A 19,558-nucleotide genomic window follows, 5' to 3' on the forward strand; every position below is an offset into this window, starting at 1 on the left:
CGCTTTGCCGGAGTTTTTATGAAGTTGTTTATTTTCGTCGTCAGTCTGCTCTGTTTCTGCGCTCAAGCCAGCGTAGTTAAAGTCGGCTTGCACGATTCTGCCCCTTGGGCTTACCGCGATGCTCAGGGAGAAATCACCGGCGTAGACTACGAGATAGTCAAAACTATTCTGCAGCGTGAGGGGATAGAAGCCGAATTTGAACTATACAGCTACAGTCGGCTGCTCAAACTATTTTCAGAACAAAAACTCGACATTGCCAGTCCTGTTGCAGTGCCTTATCCGGGCGCATTTTACAGCCAGCCTTATTTCACCGTACTGGATGTGGTGGCCAATAAAAGTACAAAGGCGATCAGCATCAATAGCATCAAGGACCTGACAGGAAAAACTATAGTGGCTTATCAGCAGGCCAGTGAGGTTTTAGGCCCGGATTTTTCCGCCATCATTAAAACGGCCCACTATCTTGAAGAAGCAGACCGACAAAAACAGTTCGAGCTATTGATGAATGACAGGGTGCAATTGATGGTAGGTGATGTCAAAGTGCTCAGTTATTACGCCAACAAAAATTATGGCCAGGGCTCTTTGCAAATACATAAGATTTTCCCGGCTGTTGATTACCCTGCGGCATTCTGGAGTGCCACATTACAGGCGAAGTTTAATGCCGGATTACTGCATTTAATTGAATCCGGTGAATTTCAGCAGATCCATAACCAGCCCCGGCTTTAGGTGAGTTTTTTTATCACTGTTGCCGGGTTTCCTGCGACAACTACAGCGTCAGGAACATCTTTAGTGACTACAGCACCAGCAGCGATCACAGCTTTCTTTCCTATCTGCACGCCGGGCAGGATGATAGCGCCACCCCCAATCCAGACGGAGTCCCCAATGCTGATAGCCCGGCCTTGCTCTAATCCGGTTTTACGCTGCGCCGCATCCAGCGGATGGGTCACTGTGTAGATCTGTACGCCAGGCCCCAACAGCACATCATCCCCAATACTCACTTTCGCCGCATCCAAAATCACACAGTGATGATTGGCATAAAAATTCTGCCCCAGTTCAATGTTATAGCCGTAATCACAAAAGAAATTGGGTTCTATGTAACAACTGCCCAACCGGCCAAAAAGCTGTCTGGCTAGTTGTTGATGCGCTTTAAAGGGCAAAGGCCCCTGTTGGTTCATTTGTACACACAACGCTTTAGCGCGCTGTCGTTGCAGAGCCAGCTCCTTGTCTGCCGGATTAAACCACAGGCCCGCGACCATTTTTTCCTGCTCTGTCATCCTTATCTGCCTCGTTAAACCTGTCAGTCATCTGTGTTGCTGTACCGGGCTGTTCGCATAAAGCCTCAGTCTTTTTATAGTGTTATGCGCCGTAATAGAGATATACTAAAGCCAATGTTGTTGCTTAGCCGGATAAAGAGATGAAAAAAACTAAAGTCATTACCACCGAAGAAATATTGCTCACACTCTGTCATTCCGTGACTCAGGTTCTGGCTGCAGCAGGTAACGATAAAGTTGCCTATTCGCCTATGGTGCAGAAAATCCAAAAAACCTGTCTGCGTCCTGATTTGGGCTGTTTCGTCTTGTTTGATGGTGGTTTTTCTGGGTTGGTCATCATCAACTTTACCGCTCAGGCCGCTATGGAAATTTACCGTAAGTACATGATGAGCATGGGGATGCCAGAATCTGAACTTGCAAATTTCCATACCTCAGACGAGGTGGGTAATGTGATGGGTGAGCTGATGAACCAGATCGTAGGTGACTTTACCAACAGAGTCCGGATCGAGCTGCAAACCTCTATTAATCAAAGCCAACCTAAAATGATGGCCATTAATAAGCAAGTGCAAATCATGATCAACACTCAACTGGATCAACCTCAGGCCAGACGCGTTACCTTCAGTACTCCCAATCACGCCATTTTCTATATGGAACTGTCGATGGATAAAACTGAATTTATCCAGCTTCACGATTTTATACCGTCGCAGGATGAAAATCCGGACGATATTATCGCCAATACTCATGCCACTGAAACAGATGCGGTTGAAGTATTAACTTCTGACGCCGACGATGACTTCCTGAAAAATCTTGGACTATAACTCCAGGTGACTGCCGTTAGCTCAATGTTCTAACGGCAGTTTGATCGTAAAACAAGCGCCCCCTAAACGACTGTCTTCGACCCTGATACTGGCCTGATGCCATTCCATCACCCGACTGACAATAGCCAAACCCAGACCAAAACCACCAAAGCCTTTTTGTCTGCTCGGATCCAATCGGACGAAAGGCTTCAGAATTTCCTCTCTTTGTGCCAATGCTATACCTGGCCCATCATCTTCAACTTTAATCTCAATCCACTGCGGCTTAGCCTCGAGTGTCAGCAGTACCTCAGTACGCGCAAATCTTTTGGCATTCACCAGTAAATTTTGGACAGCCCTTTCCAGATAATGGCCATCGCAACAATAAACACAACAAGTCGTCAGACAAAGCTCGACCGGCGCGCCGGGCAAAGGAGATAACTTTTCGACTAAATTTTGCAGCAGCTCAGATAAATCAACCTGTTGCCGCTTCAACTGCGGCTGTGCTGACTCCAGACGGGCATAATCCAACATCTCATCGACCAGATGCTCCAATTCTTTCACATCGTTCAACATCAGTTGTTTTTCGTCTGCGGGCAAGGCAGATAGCTCCAATGCAAAGCTTAGACGGGCTAAGGGCGTACGTAATTCGTGGGAGACGGCCTGAGTCATCTCACGCTGCAACCCCAGCAGGCGCTGAATTTGTTGGCGCATCTGTTCAAAACTCAGCGCTATAGGGGCGATAAAAGACCGGGCTGGCAACGCGGCTGTGGCATTGGGATCGGATAATTGTTGCTTTAACTTCTGAATATCGCGGGCGACGGGCCACAACCATAACCAGACGGCCACAGCCAACAACCCCAAAAATAACAGACTAAACCAGTAGGAGGGCACTGCGCTGTCCGTTAAATCCGCAGGGCCCAGTTGCCACAACTGGTCCTGCTGCATCGCATAAAAAAACACCTGATCTTTAGTAAAAAGCGGCAGCACCTGCCCGGCTTTTAAGGCCGCCAGTTCAGCCTCCGACCACAGTATACTGCCAGCGGGCAACTGAGTGACGGCCAAAGTAGCAGACAACTTTGCTGCAGGTAAAGATTGAGTACTGAGTTGTCCGGCCAGATTATCAGCCAGTAACAGCACCCAGGGCGGAACCTGGCTTTGGGTTTCCTGCCAGATCCGCTCTACAGTCCAGCCAACACCTATTAGTACCAGCGAGATAAACAGATAAAAATGCAGGAATAACCTGGACACTGCTTAACTGTTCCAGGCGTCTGCAACAAATAAATAGCCTTTGCCCCAGACAGTTTTGATGCGAAATGGCGTCTCGGCGTTATCATTTAGTTTACGGCGTAAATGCGATACACGAACGTCTACAGTGCGATCCAAACCGTCGTATTCGCGGCCAATGATCTGTTTATGAATGGCTTCACGTTTGACGGTCTGACCCGCATGCTTAGCCAGCATCCATAACAAATCAAACTCATAACTGGTTAACTCGACCAGTTGGCCAGAAAAATGCGCTTCTCTGGCACTGTTATTTAAATTCAGCAGACCAAAACTAAGTTCCTGATTTTCAGTCTTTTGGGTCGGGTTACTTCGTCTTAACAAAGCGTGCACCCTAGCCAGTAACACACGAGGCTCAACCGGTTTAATCACATAATCGTCCGCCCCCAGCTCTAACCCCAGCACCTGATCAATATCACCTTGTTTGGCGGTTAACATCAGAATAGGCGCAGTAAACCAGGGTCTGATGGTACGGCACACCGTAAAACCATCCATACCGGGTAACATCAAGTCCAGGATCAGCAAATCAGGCAACCAGCTCTGACAAATAGCAGCCACTGTATCTCCACGACTTTCCAATCGAACCTCAAAGCCTTGTTGTTGCAGAAAACTCTGCACTAAGGCTGCTAAGCGGGCATCGTCTTCAACCAGTAAGATTTTTTGCATCAAAACACACTCCAGGGAGCCACCAAACGTCGTCTTTTTTCCGGCTGACGGCTTAAGACTATCAATTCTTTTCGCAATAACACATCATGCTCATGCTGCAATCTGACTTCAGTTTTACCCGACCAACTCAACACCTGTTGCCATTCTCCCTGTTTGGCATGCTGCCAGCACTGCATTTGCTGCTGTGCAAAATACAGACACAGATGTTCAGCTTTGCGGCTACTCCAACTCACACTGAGCTGAGCCTCACAGTGTTGCTCTGGTGTTGCAGCAACGCAAAAAGCCGGACTTACTGACCAGCATAATTCAGCCTTGCATTCAGGGGGCTGGGCGGCGGCCAGCATCAGATTACCGGCGAATAACAGCCCGAACATTCCCTATCCTTCGATCAATAAAAGCGATACACCATACCTATAAACCAAGTCTGCACTGAATCGTCTTGCACCAACGGACTATCCGTCATCGCATCATCCAAATGCAGATATCGATAAAAAGTCAGCACAGACCAGCGTGACGTCAGCTCTTTTTGCCAGCCCAAACGTAATTCAGGTTGCACACTGGCCCGGCCATTATAGCGTTCCAAATAATACAGCTCGTCCTCACCCACTCCATAGTAGGTGTCGATCAGTTTGGCACTTTTCCAGTGTAAGGTGGTACTCAGATCAAACTGACCACCAGCCAGAGGCCAAAAACGTGACCAGCTCAGACTAATATTCTGACCTTCATATGTGGAGTTGATGTCCTGCCACAGATTCAGTCTGCTTTGCCACTGTTCGCCAAACCAGTTGAGCTGTAACCCGGCATCCAGCGCAGTGGGACGCTTGCCAACATCCTGTACTGACACTGTGCTCATCGACTTTTCGGCGCCTGTCTCGACTTCGGGAGGTAAAAGAGTACCAGTGCTGCTCATTGTAATAACGTTGCCAGCAAACCAGCGCTGGAAATAGCCTTTCTCTGGATTCAACCTCATCACCAGACTGGCAGCAAAGCGATCATTTTGTATCAGACTATAGCCGACAGTACCGTTATCGATGAACCAGCTCTCGGTGTAGTAACTGAAATCCGGCAAAATCAGCATAGGAAAACTATCCCCATCATAAAGAGGATTACTGCGTTGCCCTGCACCTAAAGCCACAGCAAGCTGAAATTGTTCAGACTCTACGCAACTGTCTGTATTTTTATTGCATGCCAACGCAGCATTGCAACTCAAAACACAGATAAGAAAAAACCAAACTACTGATTTCATCGGACAGTTACTCAGACTATTCATGCGGCATACTTTAGCAGTTAATACGAAACAGCTTAAGCGAAGTTAACAACTTCGTACAAATTGCCGCATTCTGTCACAGCAGGGCTGTGGCTAAACCGCGGATCCACGACGTAGAAAAATACGTAATCAAATCAAATTGTGAGGTTGTGACAGCAACCCGTGAAAAGGATCACTGACCACAATTTAATGCTATGATGCCCAGCATTATTAAGAATAAATCAGCACCTCGAAGCCGCGCTCAGAAAGAGCTATTGTCGGGGCTGTGGTTAGCCCAAAGCATGCCGAAGATAAAGCCATCTGAGGGTGACAAGAAAAAGAGACCCCAATCATATAGTTGCGCTATGTGGTTGGGGCGAAAGAGCGCAGTCCAGCTGCAGCTTCAAGTAAGAAGGGGGTTACCCAAATTAATTGGAGTTGCAGTAAGGCGACAAGAGATTGAGTCGTCAGGAACATAGCTGTCTATGTGACTGATGCGAAAGAGCGCAGTCAACGCAGCTGCAGCTTCAAGTAAGAAGGGTATATGAAGTCAAACAATCAGCCAGGAATAGCCCCGATGACACCGATGAAAGGAAAAGCGACCTCTTTTGATATCGCTTATCTGGCCGGAGTCTCGCAATCCACGGTTTCGCGTGCGTTGCGTGATAGCCCGGCTGTGAATCAGGAAACCAAAGACAAAATATTCGCCATCGCCAAGCAGTTAAATTACAAAGTGGATAAAAACGCCAGTAATTTACGCAAACAAACTACTGGCACTTTGGCACTATTACTGTTTGAAGACCCGACTGTAGACGACTCTCAGATCAATCCGTTTTTCCTCGCTATGCTGGGCAGTATTACCCGGGCCTGCAGCCAGCGTGGACACGACTTATTAGTCTCTTTTCAGCAACTGAGTAATGACTGGCATGCTGACTATGAGGACAGTAAAAAAGCCGATGGCATTATTCTGTTAGGTTACGGGGACTACAAAGATTACGAAGAAAAACTCAATACCTTGCTGGCACAACAAACTCACTTTGTCTGTTGGGGCGCCGAGGTGCAAGGTCATCCTGAATTCACAATCCGTAGCAATAATCTGCAAGGTGGCAAGCTGGCAGGTCAACATCTAGTGCAACAAGGACGCCGCCGCTTTGCTTTTATAGGGAACGCGTCCGATAACAGTCCTGAATTTCTGGCCCGTTATCAGGGCATGGTACATGCTTTAGAACAGGCAGGCATCACTGAAGACACCGTAGCGCAACTGGATGCCATCTCAACAGAACAAGCGGGCTTTGATGCCATTAATCAATTGCATGCCCAGGGTAAAAGTTTTGACGCGCTGTTTTGTGCCAGCGACTTGATTGCAATAGGGGCTATTCGTGCCTTGCAGAAAAAAGGCTTGAGGGTGCCTGAAGATGTTGCTGTCGTCGGCTTTGATGATATACCTGTGGCCTCATTTTCGTCGCCAGCGTTAACCACTATTCAGCAAAATACCTCGCTGGCTGGCGAAATGCTGGTCGTCAACTTGTTAAAACTGATCAATCATCAGCCGGTAGAACTGACCGAAATTCAGCCTAAAATTATAGTCCGTCAATCTTGTGGTGCTGCAGAGCGTTAAGCTGCAGCCCTGGTTCTTTGCATGAAACTGTCCACTAAAGCCTTGCATCCACGCAATAAACATCAGCAACCCTATGATTTTACAGCTCTCTGTGCTGCGGTACCGGCACTCAGTGCGTTTGTCCGTGACAATGGATACGGCCAACTATCTATAGACTTCGCTAACGCGGATGCAGTCAAAACTCTGAACCAGGCCTTATTAAAGCAGCTATATTTGGTGCAGCACTGGCAACTGCCTGATGGTTTTTTATGTCCGGCAGTGCCCGGCCGCGTTGATTACCTGCATTATCTGGCCGACCTGTTAGCTTTGCTGAATAAAAACCAAGTTCCGACAGGTAACAAAGTGCAGTTACTGGACATAGGTTGTGGCGCCAATCTGATTTATCCTTTATTAGCTCAGGCCGAATACGGCTGGAAAGTCACAGCCTCAGAACTGGATCCAGTGGCTGCAGATGCTGCTGACTTATTGATACAGCGCAATCAGCTTCAGCATAAAATTGCAGTGCGTCGGCAGCAAAACTCCCGCCATATTTTTCACGGCATTATTCAACCTGCTGATTTGTTTGAGCTGACCTTATGTAATCCGCCTTTTCATACCTCGGCTGAACAGGCGGCAGCAGGCAGTGAACGTAAAGCCAAAAATCTGGGGTATACAACAGCGGCACTTAACTTCGCCGGTCGCTCGCATGAACTCTGGTGTGACGGTGGAGAAGCAGCTTTCATCAAAACCATGATTGAGGAAAGCCAAAGTTATGCGCAGCAAGTACTGTGGTTTAGTAGCCTTGTTTCCAAGCAGGAGAATCTGCCTGCATTGCAACAGCAGTTAACCAGATTAAACACTGAGCATCAGGTGATAGAGATGCAACAAGGCAATAAACAAAGCCGGATTTTAGTCTGGAGTTTTATGTCGGAGAAGCAGCGCCAGCTTTGGGCTCAGTTCAAATGGCAGAGGAAATAGCAAACTCAATCGGAGTGCTTCTGACCTGTCCATCGCTAAACGAGGCCAGAAGCGGGAGAACTGTTATGCTGAGCCTTATTTAGAGGCTAGACGACGTGTTTTGACGCGCAGTACATACAAGGCGGCAATAATCCAACTGACACCCCCTATTACCAGAGCGTAGATAGCCTGCTTGTCGAACACATGATTTACCAGCGAACCTAAAATACTGGCAGCCAGTAACTGTGGTAACACGATAAAGATATTAAATATCCCCATGTAAACCCCCATTTTATGGGCAGGCAGGCTATCGGCCAGCAAGGCATAAGGCAGAGATAAAATAGAGGCCCATGCCATCCCCACCCCTATCATCGGGATCCACAGCATCAGCGGGTCTTCGATCCACATAAAGCCAAATAAACCAAAAGCACCACAGACCAGGTTAAAACTATGGGTCAGTTGAATACTGCTTTTTCGGACCATCACAGGGATCAGAATAGCCGCAATAGCCGCAAAACCATTGTAAATAGCAAACAGTATCCCGACCCAATCGGCACCCTCGTTGTAGGCGGCTGAGGTGGTATCACTGCTACCATAATGCGTGGCCGTCACTGCCGCTGTGGTGTAGATCCATAGAGAAAACAAAGCAAACCAGGAGAAAAACTGCACTACAGCTAATCTGCGCATTGTGATTGGCATGCTGTACAAATCATCCACTATTTGCACCACCATATTGTAGTTTTCTTTGGTCTTGTACCAACTGGTCAGCCACTGCAATAAACCAAAAGCAGCTAAACCACCACCGAGAATATACAACTGCTTGTCCATATCCCAGTTGTACACTACCGTCAGGCAGATAATACCAACCAACACAAAAGCCCAGCCACGATGAAAATAGGTTTTGCCTGAACCTGCAGGTTGCATCACAGGAGCCTGATGATCCGGCTCGGCCATTTCGGCTTTTTCGTACTCAGCCAGTTGTGCCGGGCTGTATTCTCTGCTGCGGATCACAGTCCAGAGTACGGCCAGCAATAACACGGCACCACCAGCATAAAAAGAGTATTTCACCGAGTCAGGGATCTGGCCTTCAGGGGCAGTATTGGCAACATTAAACCAATTGGTCAGAATCCAGGGTAAAGCTGAAGCGACAACAGCACCGACACCGATGAAAAAGCTTTGCATGGAAAAGCCCATCGGACGTTGTCTGGCATTTAAATTATCGCCAACAAAAGCACGGAATGGCTCCATGGTCACGTTAATGGCAGCGTCTAAAATCCACAGCATACCAGCAGCTATCCACAGACCCGGAGAATTCGGCATAAAAAATAAGGCTAAGGTAGTGACTATAGCGCCGTAGAGGAAAAATGGACGACGACGCCCCAGCTTGGTCCAGGTTTTATCACTAAAATGTCCAATCAGCGGCTGCACTAATAAACCTGTTAAAGGCGCGGCGATCCACAGAATAGGAATTTCATCGATACTGGCGCCCAGCGTTTGAAAAATACGGCTGACATTGCCGTTTTGCAAAGCAAAACCAAACTGGATACCGAGGAATCCAAAACACATATTCCAGATTTGCCAGAAACTGAGATTAGGCTTTTGTTGCATATCGTTGTCCTGTTGCGTCCGGTAGCTTGAGTCCGGATCAAATCCGCCTATCAGCCACTCTTGAATAAAAAATAGGAGCGATCTCAGGTGAAGCTCTTTAGCTTCAGGTCTGCAAACCTTTATCCCGGATCGGATTGTCAGCCTTATCAGTGGCTGAACATAGTTTTATAGGGTGCCCGATTAGAACAGTGATACATGCTGTACAACAAGATGAATACGTATTCAGGTCAGGCGCTGAACTGCATTTATAGCGCAGTACTTCGCTACTATGCACTGCCTGATAAAAAAGTAAAAGGACGCTTAAAAGCGTCCTTTGGGCTGAAACGACTCTGTTACCAGATTTTGACCCGCACCGCGTCATCACGGTACATGCCATCACCCGGCTTCACATCAAAAGTCTGATAGAACTCAGGCATATTCGACAATACACCCAACACCCGGTACATACCCGGAGAGTGAGGACCAGTGATCACCTGTTGACGTAAAGATGCATCACGGAACTTAATACGCCAGACCTGAGCCCAGCCCATAAAGAAGCGCTGATCACCGCTAAAACCATCGATCACAGCCGCAGGCTTGCCCTGTAACGAGTTCTGATAGGCTTTAAAGGCAACGGTTAAACCACCTAAGTCAGCAATATTTTCGCCTAAACCTAAAGCACCCTGCAGTTTTAAATCATCAATAGGATTAAAGGCACTGTATTGGTCAATCATCAACTGAGCACGTTTCTGGAATTGCTCTGCATCCGTAGGTTGCCACCAGTCCGTTAAATTACCATTACCGTCCGAGCGGCGACCCTGATCGTCAAAGCCGTGGGTAATTTCATGACCGATCACACCGCCTATAGCCCCATAGTTCACGGCATCGTCGGCATTCACATCAAAAAATGGTGGCTGCAAAATAGCGGCCGGAAACACAATTTCGTTCATCGTCGAGCTGTAATACGCATTGACGGTCTGAGGCGTCATACCCCATTCAGTCCGATCGACAGGCTGACCGAGTTTGGCAACCATACGGTCGAACTCACATTGGCCACTGCGACGCATATTGCCCAACAGATCCGCGGCTTTGACCTCTAAACAACTGTAATCGCGCCACACATCTGGATAACCAATTTTTGTATTAAATTTAGCCAGCTTTTCCTGCGCTGCTTTTTTGGTTTCCGGGCTCATCCACTCCAGCCCATCAATAGCTTCTTTAAAGGCCACCCGCAGATTTTTAATCATCTGGTCCATGCGCTCTTTCGCTTCAGGCTTAAAGTGACGTTCAACATAGATTTTACCCAGCATAAAACCTAAAGAGTCTTCTAAGGCCGCAACAGCACGTTTTTCCCGCTCACGCTGAGCCTCTAAACCGGACAAGGTTTTGCCATAAAACTCGAAACTGGCCTGGTCAAAACTGCTGGCCAGCAATTCACTGTTGGCACGCACCAGATGGAATTTTAAGTACGTCTGCCAATCCGCAAGCGGAATTTCGCTTTGTAATTTGGCAAAAGCCGTCAGGTAAGTCGGTTGACGCACCACCACTTCGTTGACATCGGCCAGCTTGGCAGCGGCCAATAAGGCAGACCAATCAAAACCCGGAGCTGTTTCAGCCAATTGCGCCACAGTCAGTTTGTTATAGGTCGCGTTACGATCGCGATTTTGTACTCTGCTCCACTGTGCCTGAGCCAGTTGACTCTCAATGGCATAGACTGTGGTCGCCACTTTGGCGGGTTCTGGCCACCCTGCCAGCTCTGCCACTTGAGTGATATAAGCCTGATACTTCTGCTGAATCTGTTTCGACTTCTCATCAGTGTTCAGATAGTAATCGCGGTCCGGCATGCCCAAACCTGACTGGCTAGCCAGCGTAATGTATTGATCAGACGCTTTCTGATCCTGGCCAACAAAAAGTACCACAGGCGTGCCAGTGCGATAGGCCTGTAACTCGCCCCACAGTTTGGCTAAATCGGCATGGGAGCTTAGGGCATCCACTTTGGCAAAGTCAGCTTTTAACGGTTCCAGCCCCAAACTGTCCAAGGTGGCTGTATCCATATAAGAGCGATAGAAGTCAGCAATTTTCTGCGTGTCAGAACCAGGTTCTGCGGTTTTTGCTGCCAGTTCCTGCACTATAGCCAGCACTTGTTTATCAGCGTTTTCACGCAGCTCGTCAAAACTACCCCAGCGACCTTTGTCAGCCGGAATTTCAGTCTTCGCCAGCCAGTTGCCGTTGACATAACGGAAAAAGTCTTGCTGCGGTTTCACGCTGGTATCCATATTGGACAGCTCAATGCCTGAGGTTAAAGTTTTAACTTCAGTAACAGCAGCAGGGGTTGTGTCCGTGGCTTGAGTTGGAGTTTGAGCTTTTTCGCAGCCAACCAGTGCGATCAGCACGGCAAGGGCCAGAGTTGTTTTATTGAACATGATGCTTCCCGGAATTGATTTTAGTTATGAGTTTTTACGCAAATCCAGTGTAAAGAAAACCAGGGTATTGTCCAGCCTTAAGAATTTGACTGCGACTAGCTGCACAGCAAACCGGACAAAATCATGTCGTTGTACGCGGCTACTCAGGCCTCCAGCCCTTCAGCGATATGGCTGGTGACCTGAATGAGCCAGCTCCTGTCCTGCTCAGCTAAGGGTAAATCCAGCTCTGCGATCACCCTATGAGCCAGTTGCTCCAGAGCCTTTTGTAGAGCTAAAGACAAGTGATTATCCGGATCCATCACCAGTCCCAATACAGTGACCCAAAGTAAACGCAGATCGGCCAAAGCTTTAGCCTGCTCCAATTCGGAAGTTTGGGCTGCGGTTTCCAACTGATACAAGACGCGACGAAACACCTGAGCTTCAAGGGCTTTGGTGTTCGACGCTAAAAGACGGGTGGTGCGATACAGGTCGAGCGGACTACGCATCAGAATGACTTAACTAAACAAACTGAGCAGAGAGCGTGCCCCTTGCTCTTTATTACCTATGCCCATAGTCTGCTGTTTTAACTGCTGCCGGGTTTCCTCAGCCTGTTTTAATAACGCAGCCCGGCTTTCCTCATCAGGCGCAGCCCGACGGGAGTTGCGTCCACCAGTCCGCTCAGATTCCAGACTACTGGCGGCTTTACTGACGGCTGTGGCTGTCTCTAAACGGCTTTTGAGTTTTTGCTCCTCTTTGGCTAAACGCTCAGAACTTTCATTGACAGATTTCTCTGCCGCAGCCAATACGCTGCCTTTCCCTTCTTTACCATTCAGTAACTCGCGGGCCTCTGCCGCTGAGGCAATTTTTTCCGGCAGCCCCAGACTTTTGTCTAACTTACTGCTGCCAAGCTCTGACTGACTGCCGAAGCTGTTGATGGTGACCTTGGTCCCCTTTGAGTCTGTCAATAAATTAACACCTTTGCCGCCATCAGCACCTTTATAACTGGCACCTTCTAATGACTTTTCAATACCGGAGCGTAACGCTGAATACTCTTTTTGCAGTTGTTCGCGCTGTGAGGTCGCCAGAGAATCGTCAGCCAACTTAGTGGCAACGTCACGTACTTTGAGCAGAGATTGTTGAATATCACTGCTTGCTGCCTGAGCAGTTTCTACCGCACCCTTGCCTTTGGCCAGACTTTGTTGCACTGCCGAATAATCCTTCGCCGAGTTACGACCCGGACTAAATTCTAATTCTGCTTTTCTGCCTGCCCCGCTGGTCGTCGTGGCCGTAGCTGGGGCAGCGGCAGAGCCAGAGGTTGCAGCAGCATTGGTGAGGGTACTGGATGGAATGAATCCCGGGCTGATAGTGTTGATCATCACAAGCTCCATCTGATCCGGCGATCAGAAATTAAACTACCTACAAGTGTAACTCTGCAGCACTATTTCGCCAATCCAAGAAGGCGATTTATTAAGCAAAGATCCGCAGCCTGTTATTTTCCGTTAAAGTAACAGTGTTGATGAGGGGCGTTTTATGCAGCAACTTTTACTGATTTATGACGGTGATTGTCCTTTGTGCCGTCACTTTGTTGCGGCACAGCGTCTGCAGCAGCACTTTGGCACACTGACACTACTTAATGCGAGGGATTTGCCCGAACAAGCGCCGTTGTTACTGGCAGAATTGCAACACCAGCGTCTGGTGATTAACCAGAGTATGGTGCTAAGAGTGGACGGACGCTGGTTAAAGGGACCCGAGGTGCTGCAGTTACTGGCTTCACTGAATGAAGCCAGTTGGCGCAACTCACTCTGGTTGTATTGGTTTCAGTCAGCAAGCCGGGCCCGCTTCAGTTATCCACTACTGCGCTCTGGCCGTAACCTGCTGTTAAAGCTACTGAAAGTTCCACCTTTACCTTACTGAAGCTCCAGCAGCAGACTGCTACGCGCTGGCAATTCCAGCGTGCCTTTGGTGCTGATGGTTTGACCTGTCAGCACCTCTTTAAAACGCGCATTAGCTGGCATCAACTCAAGGTAACGGTTGAGATCCACAGTTCTGGCTTCGGTACTTTTATTAAAAAATACCCAGACCTGCCTGCTGCCCTGATAACGGGCATAACTGTAAACACCGTGCACAGGACTAAAGTGTTTCATCTTTCCTTGCTGCAATACCGTATTGGTCTTGCGGTAATTCGCCAGTGTTCTCACCAGGTGCTGTGCCTGCAACTGTGCCTTGCTCAACCCTTGACCACTGAATGCATTGACAGTATCACCCGGCCAGCCCCCCGGAAAATCGCTGCGCACTAAACCATCATCACGCTGCTTAGGACTTTGTTTCAGAATTTCAGTGCCGTAGTAAAGCTGCGGAATACGTGGCGCTGTCAGTAGGTAGATCATCGCCATCTGATACAAGTCGCGGTCCTCGTTTAGTAAGGAGAATATTCGCGCTGTGTCATGATTGCCCTCAAACAACACCAGGTTGGTTGGATCCGGATAAATCACGTCATTGCCCAAAGCCTCATAGAGTTTAACCCAGCCTTTATCCCAGGCTTCTTCTTCGGTCAGCGCCGCCAGTAAAGCGTAATACAGCGGGAAATCCATCATGCTGGGGGTAAAAGACTGGTAACCATCGCTATTCTGTTTCCCCCTCTGCCAGTACGATACCACCACAGGATTCGCACTCCACTCTTCACCGACAATGTTAAAATTCGGGTACTCGCTCATCAGGCGCTTTGACCAGGCCGTTAAAAAGTTTTTGTCCGCATAAGAGTAGGTGTCTTCCCGAATACCGGACAGGTTGGCGTATTCCACCCACCAGACTGAGTTTTGGATCAGATAAGTGGCAAGTAACGGATGCCGCTGGTTTAAATCCGGCATGGTGTCGACAAACCAGCCATCAACAAAAGCTTTGGCATCCACTTTTGCAGCATAAGGATCCTGCACTGTAGTACGGGCATGGTTAGTCGGGTGAAAGCTGGCATCGTAATTCAGCCAGCTTTTTTCAGGTAAATCCTTCAGCCACCAGTGATTCGAACCAATGTGATTCACCACTATGTCCTGAATCACCCCTATGCCGAGTTTTTTCGCTTCCGCCACAAAGTTCTTATAGTCACTGTTGCTGCCAAAACGAGGATCGATTTTATACAGATCCGTGGCGGCGTAACCATGGTAGGAATAGGCCGGGCTATTGTTCTCCGTCAGCGGCTGAGGCCAGATTTGTGTTACACCCAGTTGCTGTAAATAAGGTAACGCCTGTTGCATACCAGCAATATCACCACCATGCCGACCGCCGGGACTAGCTCTGTTTAGTCCTTCGCTTAAACCTTTGACTTCGTCATTAGCGCTATCCCCATTTACAAAACGGTCCGGGGTAATAAGATAAATCAAATCCTTTTGACTAAAGCCCTGACGCTGCGCTGAACCTGGCTGACGCGCTAATAAGCTATAGTGATGTCGGGCTATTATTTCGCCATCTTGTGTAAACACCAGCTCAAAACGACCGGGTTTCACATCAGGACTCAGCTCCAAATCGACAAACAAATAATTGGGGTTTTCGACCTTTTGCAGCCCTGTAACTTTGACCCCCGGATAATTCAACTGCACTTGAGCCTGTTGAATATCCTTGGCATGTACCATCAGTTGCAGCTTAGGTTCTTTCATACCAGCCCACCAAAAGGCCGGTTCCAGATGTTGGATTGTGGTCGCCTGAGCTACAGGGGCCAGTAAAGCCAGACTCAGCAGCACAGCCTTTATCGGATACATAGTTGTCATTGCAATGCCACCTTCACTTTGGCCTGATCCCAGTTAAACTTCACCCGCACTTGTTGTTTCGCTTTATCAAACCAGGCTGTCCCTGCAGTCAGCTCCGCTGCAGAGTTCACCCATCTGTGGCTTTTACCATTGACCAACAGCTCAGAATTTTGAGCGAATTGGTGCACCACCAGCGTGACCTCACGCTGCTTCGGCATACCTGTATAGCCTAAGCCTGTGCGGTTCAATTCCAGTGTTAGTCTGTTGTTTTTCGCCACAGCGCCAAAGGTCAGCAGCTCATACTGGCCACTTTTTAACGAGTCCGGCGATACACCATCATCTTCATACAGCATGCCTTTGGCCGAATTCACAGATGAGTCGTGGTAATAATGCAGCTCTAACTGACGGCTGCTGTAGTCTTTTAAACTTTGTACCGCAGGTACCATAGGCACAAAGGAGCCAGCCCGCACCAAGACTGGCAAAGTAGTTAAATCCGTTGGCTGCTGAATAGTTTTACCGCCCTGATATACCTTATCCGTCCAGTAATCGAACCAAACCCCTGCTGGCAATTGCACGGCGACCGACTTGACACCCGCTGTTGTGACTGGTGTGACTAAAAAAGCATCGCCCCAGAGGTAACTGTCTTTATTGGCGATTAAGCTGGTGTCGGCTTCGTTTTCAAAAAATAACGGCCGCATCAGTGGCATACCAGTCATGCTATTTTCATAGGCCAAACTGTAGTTGTAGGGCAATAAGCGGTAACGTAATTTCACGTATTCACGCAGGATATCTTTGGTTTCTTTGTCGTGCAGCACAGGCTCAGGCGCTATCTGCTCCTGCGCATGAGGGCGATACACCGGCTGAAACACACCGTACTGCAACCAGCGGATATACAGCTCTTTATCAAAGACTTCGCCACCGGCAAAACCACCCAAATCGGAGTGGGTATAAGCCATGCCTAACAAGCCCATTTGCAATGACAATTCCACCTGCGGCTTTAACCCCTCCCAGCTACGGCTGACATCACCTGTCCAGGGGATCATGCCAAAACGTTGTGAACCGGCAAAACCAGAACGCATCATGATCATAGGACGCTGTGCGGCTTGCTGCTCTAAGCGGTTTTTGTAAAGCAGTTCAGCCCAACGATGACCATAGGCATTATGGATTTCATCGGCTGTGCCTATGCTATGAATAGTGTCCGCTGGATGTACTTCAGGTTCGCCTAAATCGCCCCACCAGCCTGCCACACCATAATCAGCCAGTTCGTTATAAATACCTTCAAACCACTTACTACCCTCTTCTGAAAACACATCGACTAAACCCGTGTTACCAAAATAAAAGTCGAAGGTTTTCGCCTTACCCGCTAAATCCCTGGCCAATGCGTTGGCTTGTACCGCTTCATTCCAGCGTTTAGAGCTGCTGAGTACAAAAGGCTCGGTAATCAGCACTGTATTGACGCCTTTGGCTTTAAAATCGCTGATCATGTCTTTTGGGTTGGGAAAGGCTTTTTTATCCCAGGCTAAGTTTCCCATGTGGCCCTGAATGTCTGGCCCAAACCAGTATAAATCCAATACCACAGCATCCAGCGGAAAGTCTTCAGCAGCAAATTTATCCACTATGGCACGGGTCTCGCTTTCGGTACGATAACCAAAACGCGAGGCAAAGTTACCAAAAGCCCAGCGCGGTGGCAGCGGCTGCTTACCTGTGACAGTGACATACTGTTCAATTAACGCCGGATAAGAAGTGGCTGTCATCACAATATAGGAGGTGCGGCCAGCCACAGCCTCAAACTGCAATACATCCTTTTCTGTTTTACCTAAGTCGACAAAACCACTGGCACTGTTATCAAACAGCACCAGATACTTTTTACTCGACAAGACGGCAGGCAAACCAAAATACATTTGCTGTGCTTCAGTACCGTAGCCATAACTGGCCTTGTTGTATAAAGGTAAACGCTGGCCCCGTCTGTCCATACCGACTACACGTTGACCTGTGCCTAACAGCTTTTCATCATCCTGTAACTGAAAACGGAAGCCGCGCAGGGTTTCATGGGCGAAAAAACCTTTTTCTTCGGCCAGGACCAGTTCATCGCCACGGTAGTAACTCAACCGGAAAGGCGCTTTATCAATACGCACTGTCAGATCTGTGGTGGCAAATTCGAGCTGCTGTGGCTGTTCATTCAGCGTAGCGGCAAGCTGTTGTTCCGGTGCAGCCAACGCAAAAGATGGCAGTTGTTTCAGACAGGCTTTTTGGTACAGCACTTCGACACTGCCTTTGCTTTTAAAGCTCAGAGAGACGGTGAACTCATCGGTTTGTAGCTGCAGTTGATTGCCCTGCAACTGGTGAGACTGATAGGTGGCAGCATGTGCGGTAACAGAAAAAAACACCAGCACAATACTCAGCCAGAAACGACTCGATATCATATAAAAATCCTGTGTCAAGCCAGCCTCAGCTCAGGTCTGGCGTCATACATTAGCCTGCTGAGATGCCACAAGCCCGGCGTAAGAACTCATCATGCGAGGGGAGTTTTGCTAAAGGCTCCTGTTTGATAGCCCTGATCCCACTTAACATGTCTTTTAACTGAGCTTCTGAAAAGTTGTCTGCCAACGGGTGATAATCTCTGGGCAATACCCCTTGTCCTAACATCACCTGTAACCAGGATGCGTCATGGAATAAGTCGTGTTGCTCACGGAAAATACTGCCATCGGCCTGAAACAACTCTATTTTATGTTTCAGTGAATCCGGAATTTGCAACTGACGCATATCACGCCAGAACTGGCTATCGGTGCGCTCTGTCACATGGTAATGCAGCAATAAAAAGTCGCGGATATAGACAAATTCAGCTTCGGATTGTTTGTTGTATTCAGCCACAGTGGCCGGTTCAATACCGTTATGCGGGAACATTTTCAGCAAACGCACTATGCCCGATTGCACCAGATGGATACTGGTCGATTCCAGTGGTTCCAGAAAACCGCTGGCTAAACCGACAGCCAGTACATTGTGATGCCATTGTTTACGGGCACGGCCTGTTTTGAATTTAATCAGTTTAGGCTCGGCCAATGCGGTACTTTGCAAATTCCCCATCAGTACATCCAATGCTTGTTGTTCGGTGTAGTGAGCACTACAGAACACCAGGCCATTGCCGTTGCGATGCTGTAATGGAATACGCCATTGCCAGCCCGCCTGATGCGCTATAGCTCTGGTATAAGGCAAGGTCTGCTCAAAACGTTCAGTGGGAACTGCCCAGGCCCGGTCACAAGGCAAAAAATGACTCCAGTCGTCATAGCCGACGCCAAGTTTACGTTGCAGCAACAGACTGACGAAACCCGAACAATCAATAAAGAAATCACCCTTCACTTCGCGGCCATCGTTGAGCAGTAAACTTTTGATATGGCCATTGTGATGTTGTGTAACCTGATCAACTATCCCCTCAGTACGTACTACTCCCATAGGCTCGCTAAATTTACGCAAAAAGGCTGCGTATAAACCGGCATCAAAATGGTAGGCGTAAGGTAACTCGAGGATAGGGTCTTTTGCGGTGATAGAAGCAAATTTACCAGCTTCAGCGCAGAGATAATTTAAATCGTACTGCCAGATAGACGTCATATCACCCAATTGTTGCCGTGCCTTTAACCACAAATGATGAAAGTGGCAAAAGGTCAGACTGCGGCCGGGAGCACCAAAACTGTGGTAGTAACTATCGCCCTGGGTACGCCAGTTCTCAAATTTAATCGCCAGTTTGATAGTGGCTTTGGTTTCACGCAAAAACTGCGCTTCGTTGATACCCAGCACCTGATTCAGCACACGAATAGGCGGAATAGTCGCCTCACCGACACCGACAGTGCCGATAGCATCCGATTCCACCAACTCAATCTCAACCACAGCACCCAGTACCTTTTTCAGCAAGGCGGCACTGAGCCAGCCTGCGGTACCGCCCCCCAGAATCACTACTTTTTTGATCGGAGTCATGCGAATTCCCTAAAGAAAAAACCCAGCCACAACGGCTGGGTTTTATAC

The 19,558-nt window shown here is 48.4% G+C and carries 17 protein-coding genes; 5 read left to right on the top strand and 12 right to left on the bottom strand.

The window, feature by feature from the left end; genetic code table 11:
• Positions 1-18: 18 nt before the first annotated feature.
• A complete protein-coding gene (locus SD53_RS17010) occupies positions 19-723 on the top strand; it encodes a transporter substrate-binding domain-containing protein (RefSeq protein ID WP_046521383.1) in 705 nt (234 codons plus the stop codon).
• On the opposite strand, the gene SD53_RS17015 is transcribed toward SD53_RS17010, so the two are convergent.
• Entirely contained in the window at positions 720-1,271 is a 552-nt protein-coding gene (locus SD53_RS17015; RefSeq protein WP_046521384.1) for a sugar O-acetyltransferase, read from the bottom strand. The genes SD53_RS17010 and SD53_RS17015 overlap by 4 nt on opposite strands.
• Positions 1,272-1,411: 140 nt before the next feature.
• On the opposite strand from SD53_RS17015, the gene SD53_RS17020 reads away from it, so the two are divergent.
• Entirely contained in the window at positions 1,412-2,086 is a 675-nt protein-coding gene (locus tag SD53_RS17020) for a DUF3334 family protein (protein WP_046521385.1), read from the top strand.
• 21 nt (positions 2,087-2,107) lie between these two features.
• Here SD53_RS17020 and SD53_RS17025 read toward each other — a convergent pair whose 3' ends face one another.
• From SD53_RS17025 to SD53_RS17040, 4 genes are read right to left on the bottom strand one after another with little or no spacing between them, the layout of a single operon-like run.
• Entirely contained in the window at positions 2,108-3,313 is a 1,206-nt protein-coding gene (locus tag SD53_RS17025; protein ID WP_046521386.1) for an ATP-binding protein, read from the bottom strand.
• A gap of 3 nt (positions 3,314-3,316) precedes the next feature.
• On the bottom strand, positions 3,317-4,012 hold the full coding sequence (locus tag SD53_RS17030) for a winged helix-turn-helix domain-containing protein (RefSeq protein ID WP_046521387.1): 696 nt from the start codon (positions 4,010-4,012) through the stop codon (positions 3,317-3,319).
• On the bottom strand, positions 4,012-4,386 hold the full coding sequence (locus SD53_RS17035; protein WP_046521388.1) for a DUF3019 domain-containing protein: 375 nt from the start codon (positions 4,384-4,386) through the stop codon (positions 4,012-4,014). The genes SD53_RS17030 and SD53_RS17035 overlap by 1 nt, the downstream gene beginning before the upstream one ends.
• Before the next feature lie 14 nt (positions 4,387-4,400).
• Positions 4,401-5,258, bottom strand: a complete 858-nt coding sequence (locus SD53_RS17040; protein ID WP_052749448.1) for a MipA/OmpV family protein — start codon at positions 5,256-5,258, stop codon at positions 4,401-4,403.
• 577 nt (positions 5,259-5,835) lie between these two features.
• Between SD53_RS17040 and SD53_RS17050 the strand changes: the two genes are divergently transcribed.
• Entirely contained in the window at positions 5,836-6,876 is a 1,041-nt protein-coding gene (locus SD53_RS17050; RefSeq protein WP_206539967.1) for a LacI family DNA-binding transcriptional regulator, read from the top strand.
• Between the two features lie 21 nt (positions 6,877-6,897).
• Positions 6,898-7,833: a 23S rRNA (adenine(1618)-N(6))-methyltransferase RlmF gene (gene rlmF, locus SD53_RS17055; RefSeq protein WP_052749449.1), complete on the top strand. Its 936-nt coding sequence runs from the start codon at positions 6,898-6,900 to the stop codon at positions 7,831-7,833.
• A 75-nt stretch (positions 7,834-7,908) separates the two neighbouring features.
• Here rlmF and SD53_RS17060 read toward each other — a convergent pair whose 3' ends face one another.
• The 4 genes from SD53_RS17060 to SD53_RS17075 all read right to left on the bottom strand — a co-directional run bounded on the left by SD53_RS17060 (position 7,909) and on the right by SD53_RS17075 (position 13,177).
• Positions 7,909-9,420, bottom strand: a complete 1,512-nt coding sequence (locus SD53_RS17060; protein WP_046521391.1) for an MFS transporter — start codon at positions 9,418-9,420, stop codon at positions 7,909-7,911.
• A gap of 332 nt (positions 9,421-9,752) precedes the next feature.
• Complete coding sequence (locus SD53_RS17065) at positions 9,753-11,822, bottom strand: M13 family metallopeptidase (RefSeq protein ID WP_046521392.1); 2,070 nt, start codon at positions 11,820-11,822, stop codon at positions 9,753-9,755.
• A gap of 143 nt (positions 11,823-11,965) precedes the next feature.
• The gene (locus tag SD53_RS17070) at positions 11,966-12,307 is read right to left on the bottom strand and encodes a flagellar biosynthesis regulator FlaF (RefSeq protein ID WP_046521393.1); all 342 of its coding nucleotides are present in this window, start codon (positions 12,305-12,307) and stop codon (positions 11,966-11,968) included.
• Positions 12,308-12,316: 9 nt separating this feature from the next.
• The gene (locus SD53_RS17075; RefSeq protein ID WP_046521394.1) at positions 12,317-13,177 is read right to left on the bottom strand and encodes a flagellin family protein; all 861 of its coding nucleotides are present in this window, start codon (positions 13,175-13,177) and stop codon (positions 12,317-12,319) included.
• 154 nt (positions 13,178-13,331) lie between these two features.
• On the opposite strand from SD53_RS17075, the gene SD53_RS17080 reads away from it, so the two are divergent.
• A complete protein-coding gene (locus tag SD53_RS17080; RefSeq protein ID WP_046521395.1) occupies positions 13,332-13,715 on the top strand; it encodes a DCC1-like thiol-disulfide oxidoreductase family protein in 384 nt (127 codons plus the stop codon).
• Here SD53_RS17080 and SD53_RS17085 read toward each other — a convergent pair.
• From SD53_RS17085 to SD53_RS17095, 3 genes are read right to left on the bottom strand one after another with little or no spacing between them, the layout of a single operon-like run.
• On the bottom strand, positions 13,709-15,562 hold the full coding sequence (locus SD53_RS17085) for a glycoside hydrolase family 13 protein (RefSeq protein WP_241481855.1): 1,854 nt from the start codon (positions 15,560-15,562) through the stop codon (positions 13,709-13,711). The two genes, SD53_RS17080 and SD53_RS17085, sit on opposite strands and share 7 nt — an antisense overlap.
• Positions 15,559-17,964: a glycoside hydrolase family 31 protein gene (locus SD53_RS17090; RefSeq protein WP_046521396.1), complete on the bottom strand. Its 2,406-nt coding sequence runs from the start codon at positions 17,962-17,964 to the stop codon at positions 15,559-15,561. The genes SD53_RS17085 and SD53_RS17090 overlap by 4 nt, the downstream gene beginning before the upstream one ends.
• 49 nt (positions 17,965-18,013) lie before the next feature.
• Positions 18,014-19,510: a tryptophan halogenase family protein gene (locus tag SD53_RS17095; protein WP_046521397.1), complete on the bottom strand. Its 1,497-nt coding sequence runs from the start codon at positions 19,508-19,510 to the stop codon at positions 18,014-18,016.
• Positions 19,511-19,558: the final 48 nt, after the last annotated feature.

Source organism: Rheinheimera mesophila (assembly GCF_000986865.1).
GTDB classification, from domain to species: domain Bacteria; phylum Pseudomonadota; class Gammaproteobacteria; order Enterobacterales; family Alteromonadaceae; genus Pararheinheimera; species Pararheinheimera mesophila.

Coding starts and splice junctions, on each gene's coding strand:
- SD53_RS17010 (WP_046521383.1), top strand. CDS start 19: ATGAAGTTGTTTATTTTCGTCGTCAGTCTGCTCTGTTTCTGCGCTCAA.
- SD53_RS17015 (WP_046521384.1), bottom strand. CDS start 1,271: ATGACAGAGCAGGAAAAAATGGTCGCGGGCCTGTGGTTTAATCCGGCA.
- SD53_RS17020 (WP_046521385.1), top strand. CDS start 1,412: ATGAAAAAAACTAAAGTCATTACCACCGAAGAAATATTGCTCACACTC.
- SD53_RS17030 (WP_046521387.1), bottom strand. CDS start 4,012: ATGCAAAAAATCTTACTGGTTGAAGACGATGCCCGCTTAGCAGCCTTA.
- SD53_RS17035 (WP_046521388.1), bottom strand. CDS start 4,386: ATGTTCGGGCTGTTATTCGCCGGTAATCTGATGCTGGCCGCCGCCCAG.
- SD53_RS17040 (WP_052749448.1), bottom strand. CDS start 5,258: ATGAAATCAGTAGTTTGGTTTTTTCTTATCTGTGTTTTGAGTTGCAAT.
- SD53_RS17050 (WP_206539967.1), top strand. CDS start 5,836: ATGACACCGATGAAAGGAAAAGCGACCTCTTTTGATATCGCTTATCTG.
- rlmF (WP_052749449.1), top strand. CDS start 6,898: ATGAAACTGTCCACTAAAGCCTTGCATCCACGCAATAAACATCAGCAA.
- SD53_RS17060 (WP_046521391.1), bottom strand. CDS start 9,420: ATGCAACAAAAGCCTAATCTCAGTTTCTGGCAAATCTGGAATATGTGT.
- SD53_RS17065 (WP_046521392.1), bottom strand. CDS start 11,822: ATGTTCAATAAAACAACTCTGGCCCTTGCCGTGCTGATCGCACTGGTT.
- SD53_RS17070 (WP_046521393.1), bottom strand. CDS start 12,307: ATGCGTAGTCCGCTCGACCTGTATCGCACCACCCGTCTTTTAGCGTCG.
- SD53_RS17075 (WP_046521394.1), bottom strand. CDS start 13,177: ATGATCAACACTATCAGCCCGGGATTCATTCCATCCAGTACCCTCACC.
- SD53_RS17080 (WP_046521395.1), top strand. CDS start 13,332: ATGCAGCAACTTTTACTGATTTATGACGGTGATTGTCCTTTGTGCCGT.
- SD53_RS17085 (WP_241481855.1), bottom strand. CDS start 15,562: ATGACAACTATGTATCCGATAAAGGCTGTGCTGCTGAGTCTGGCTTTA.
- SD53_RS17090 (WP_046521396.1), bottom strand. CDS start 17,964: ATGATATCGAGTCGTTTCTGGCTGAGTATTGTGCTGGTGTTTTTTTCT.
- SD53_RS17095 (WP_046521397.1), bottom strand. CDS start 19,510: ATGACTCCGATCAAAAAAGTAGTGATTCTGGGGGGCGGTACCGCAGGC.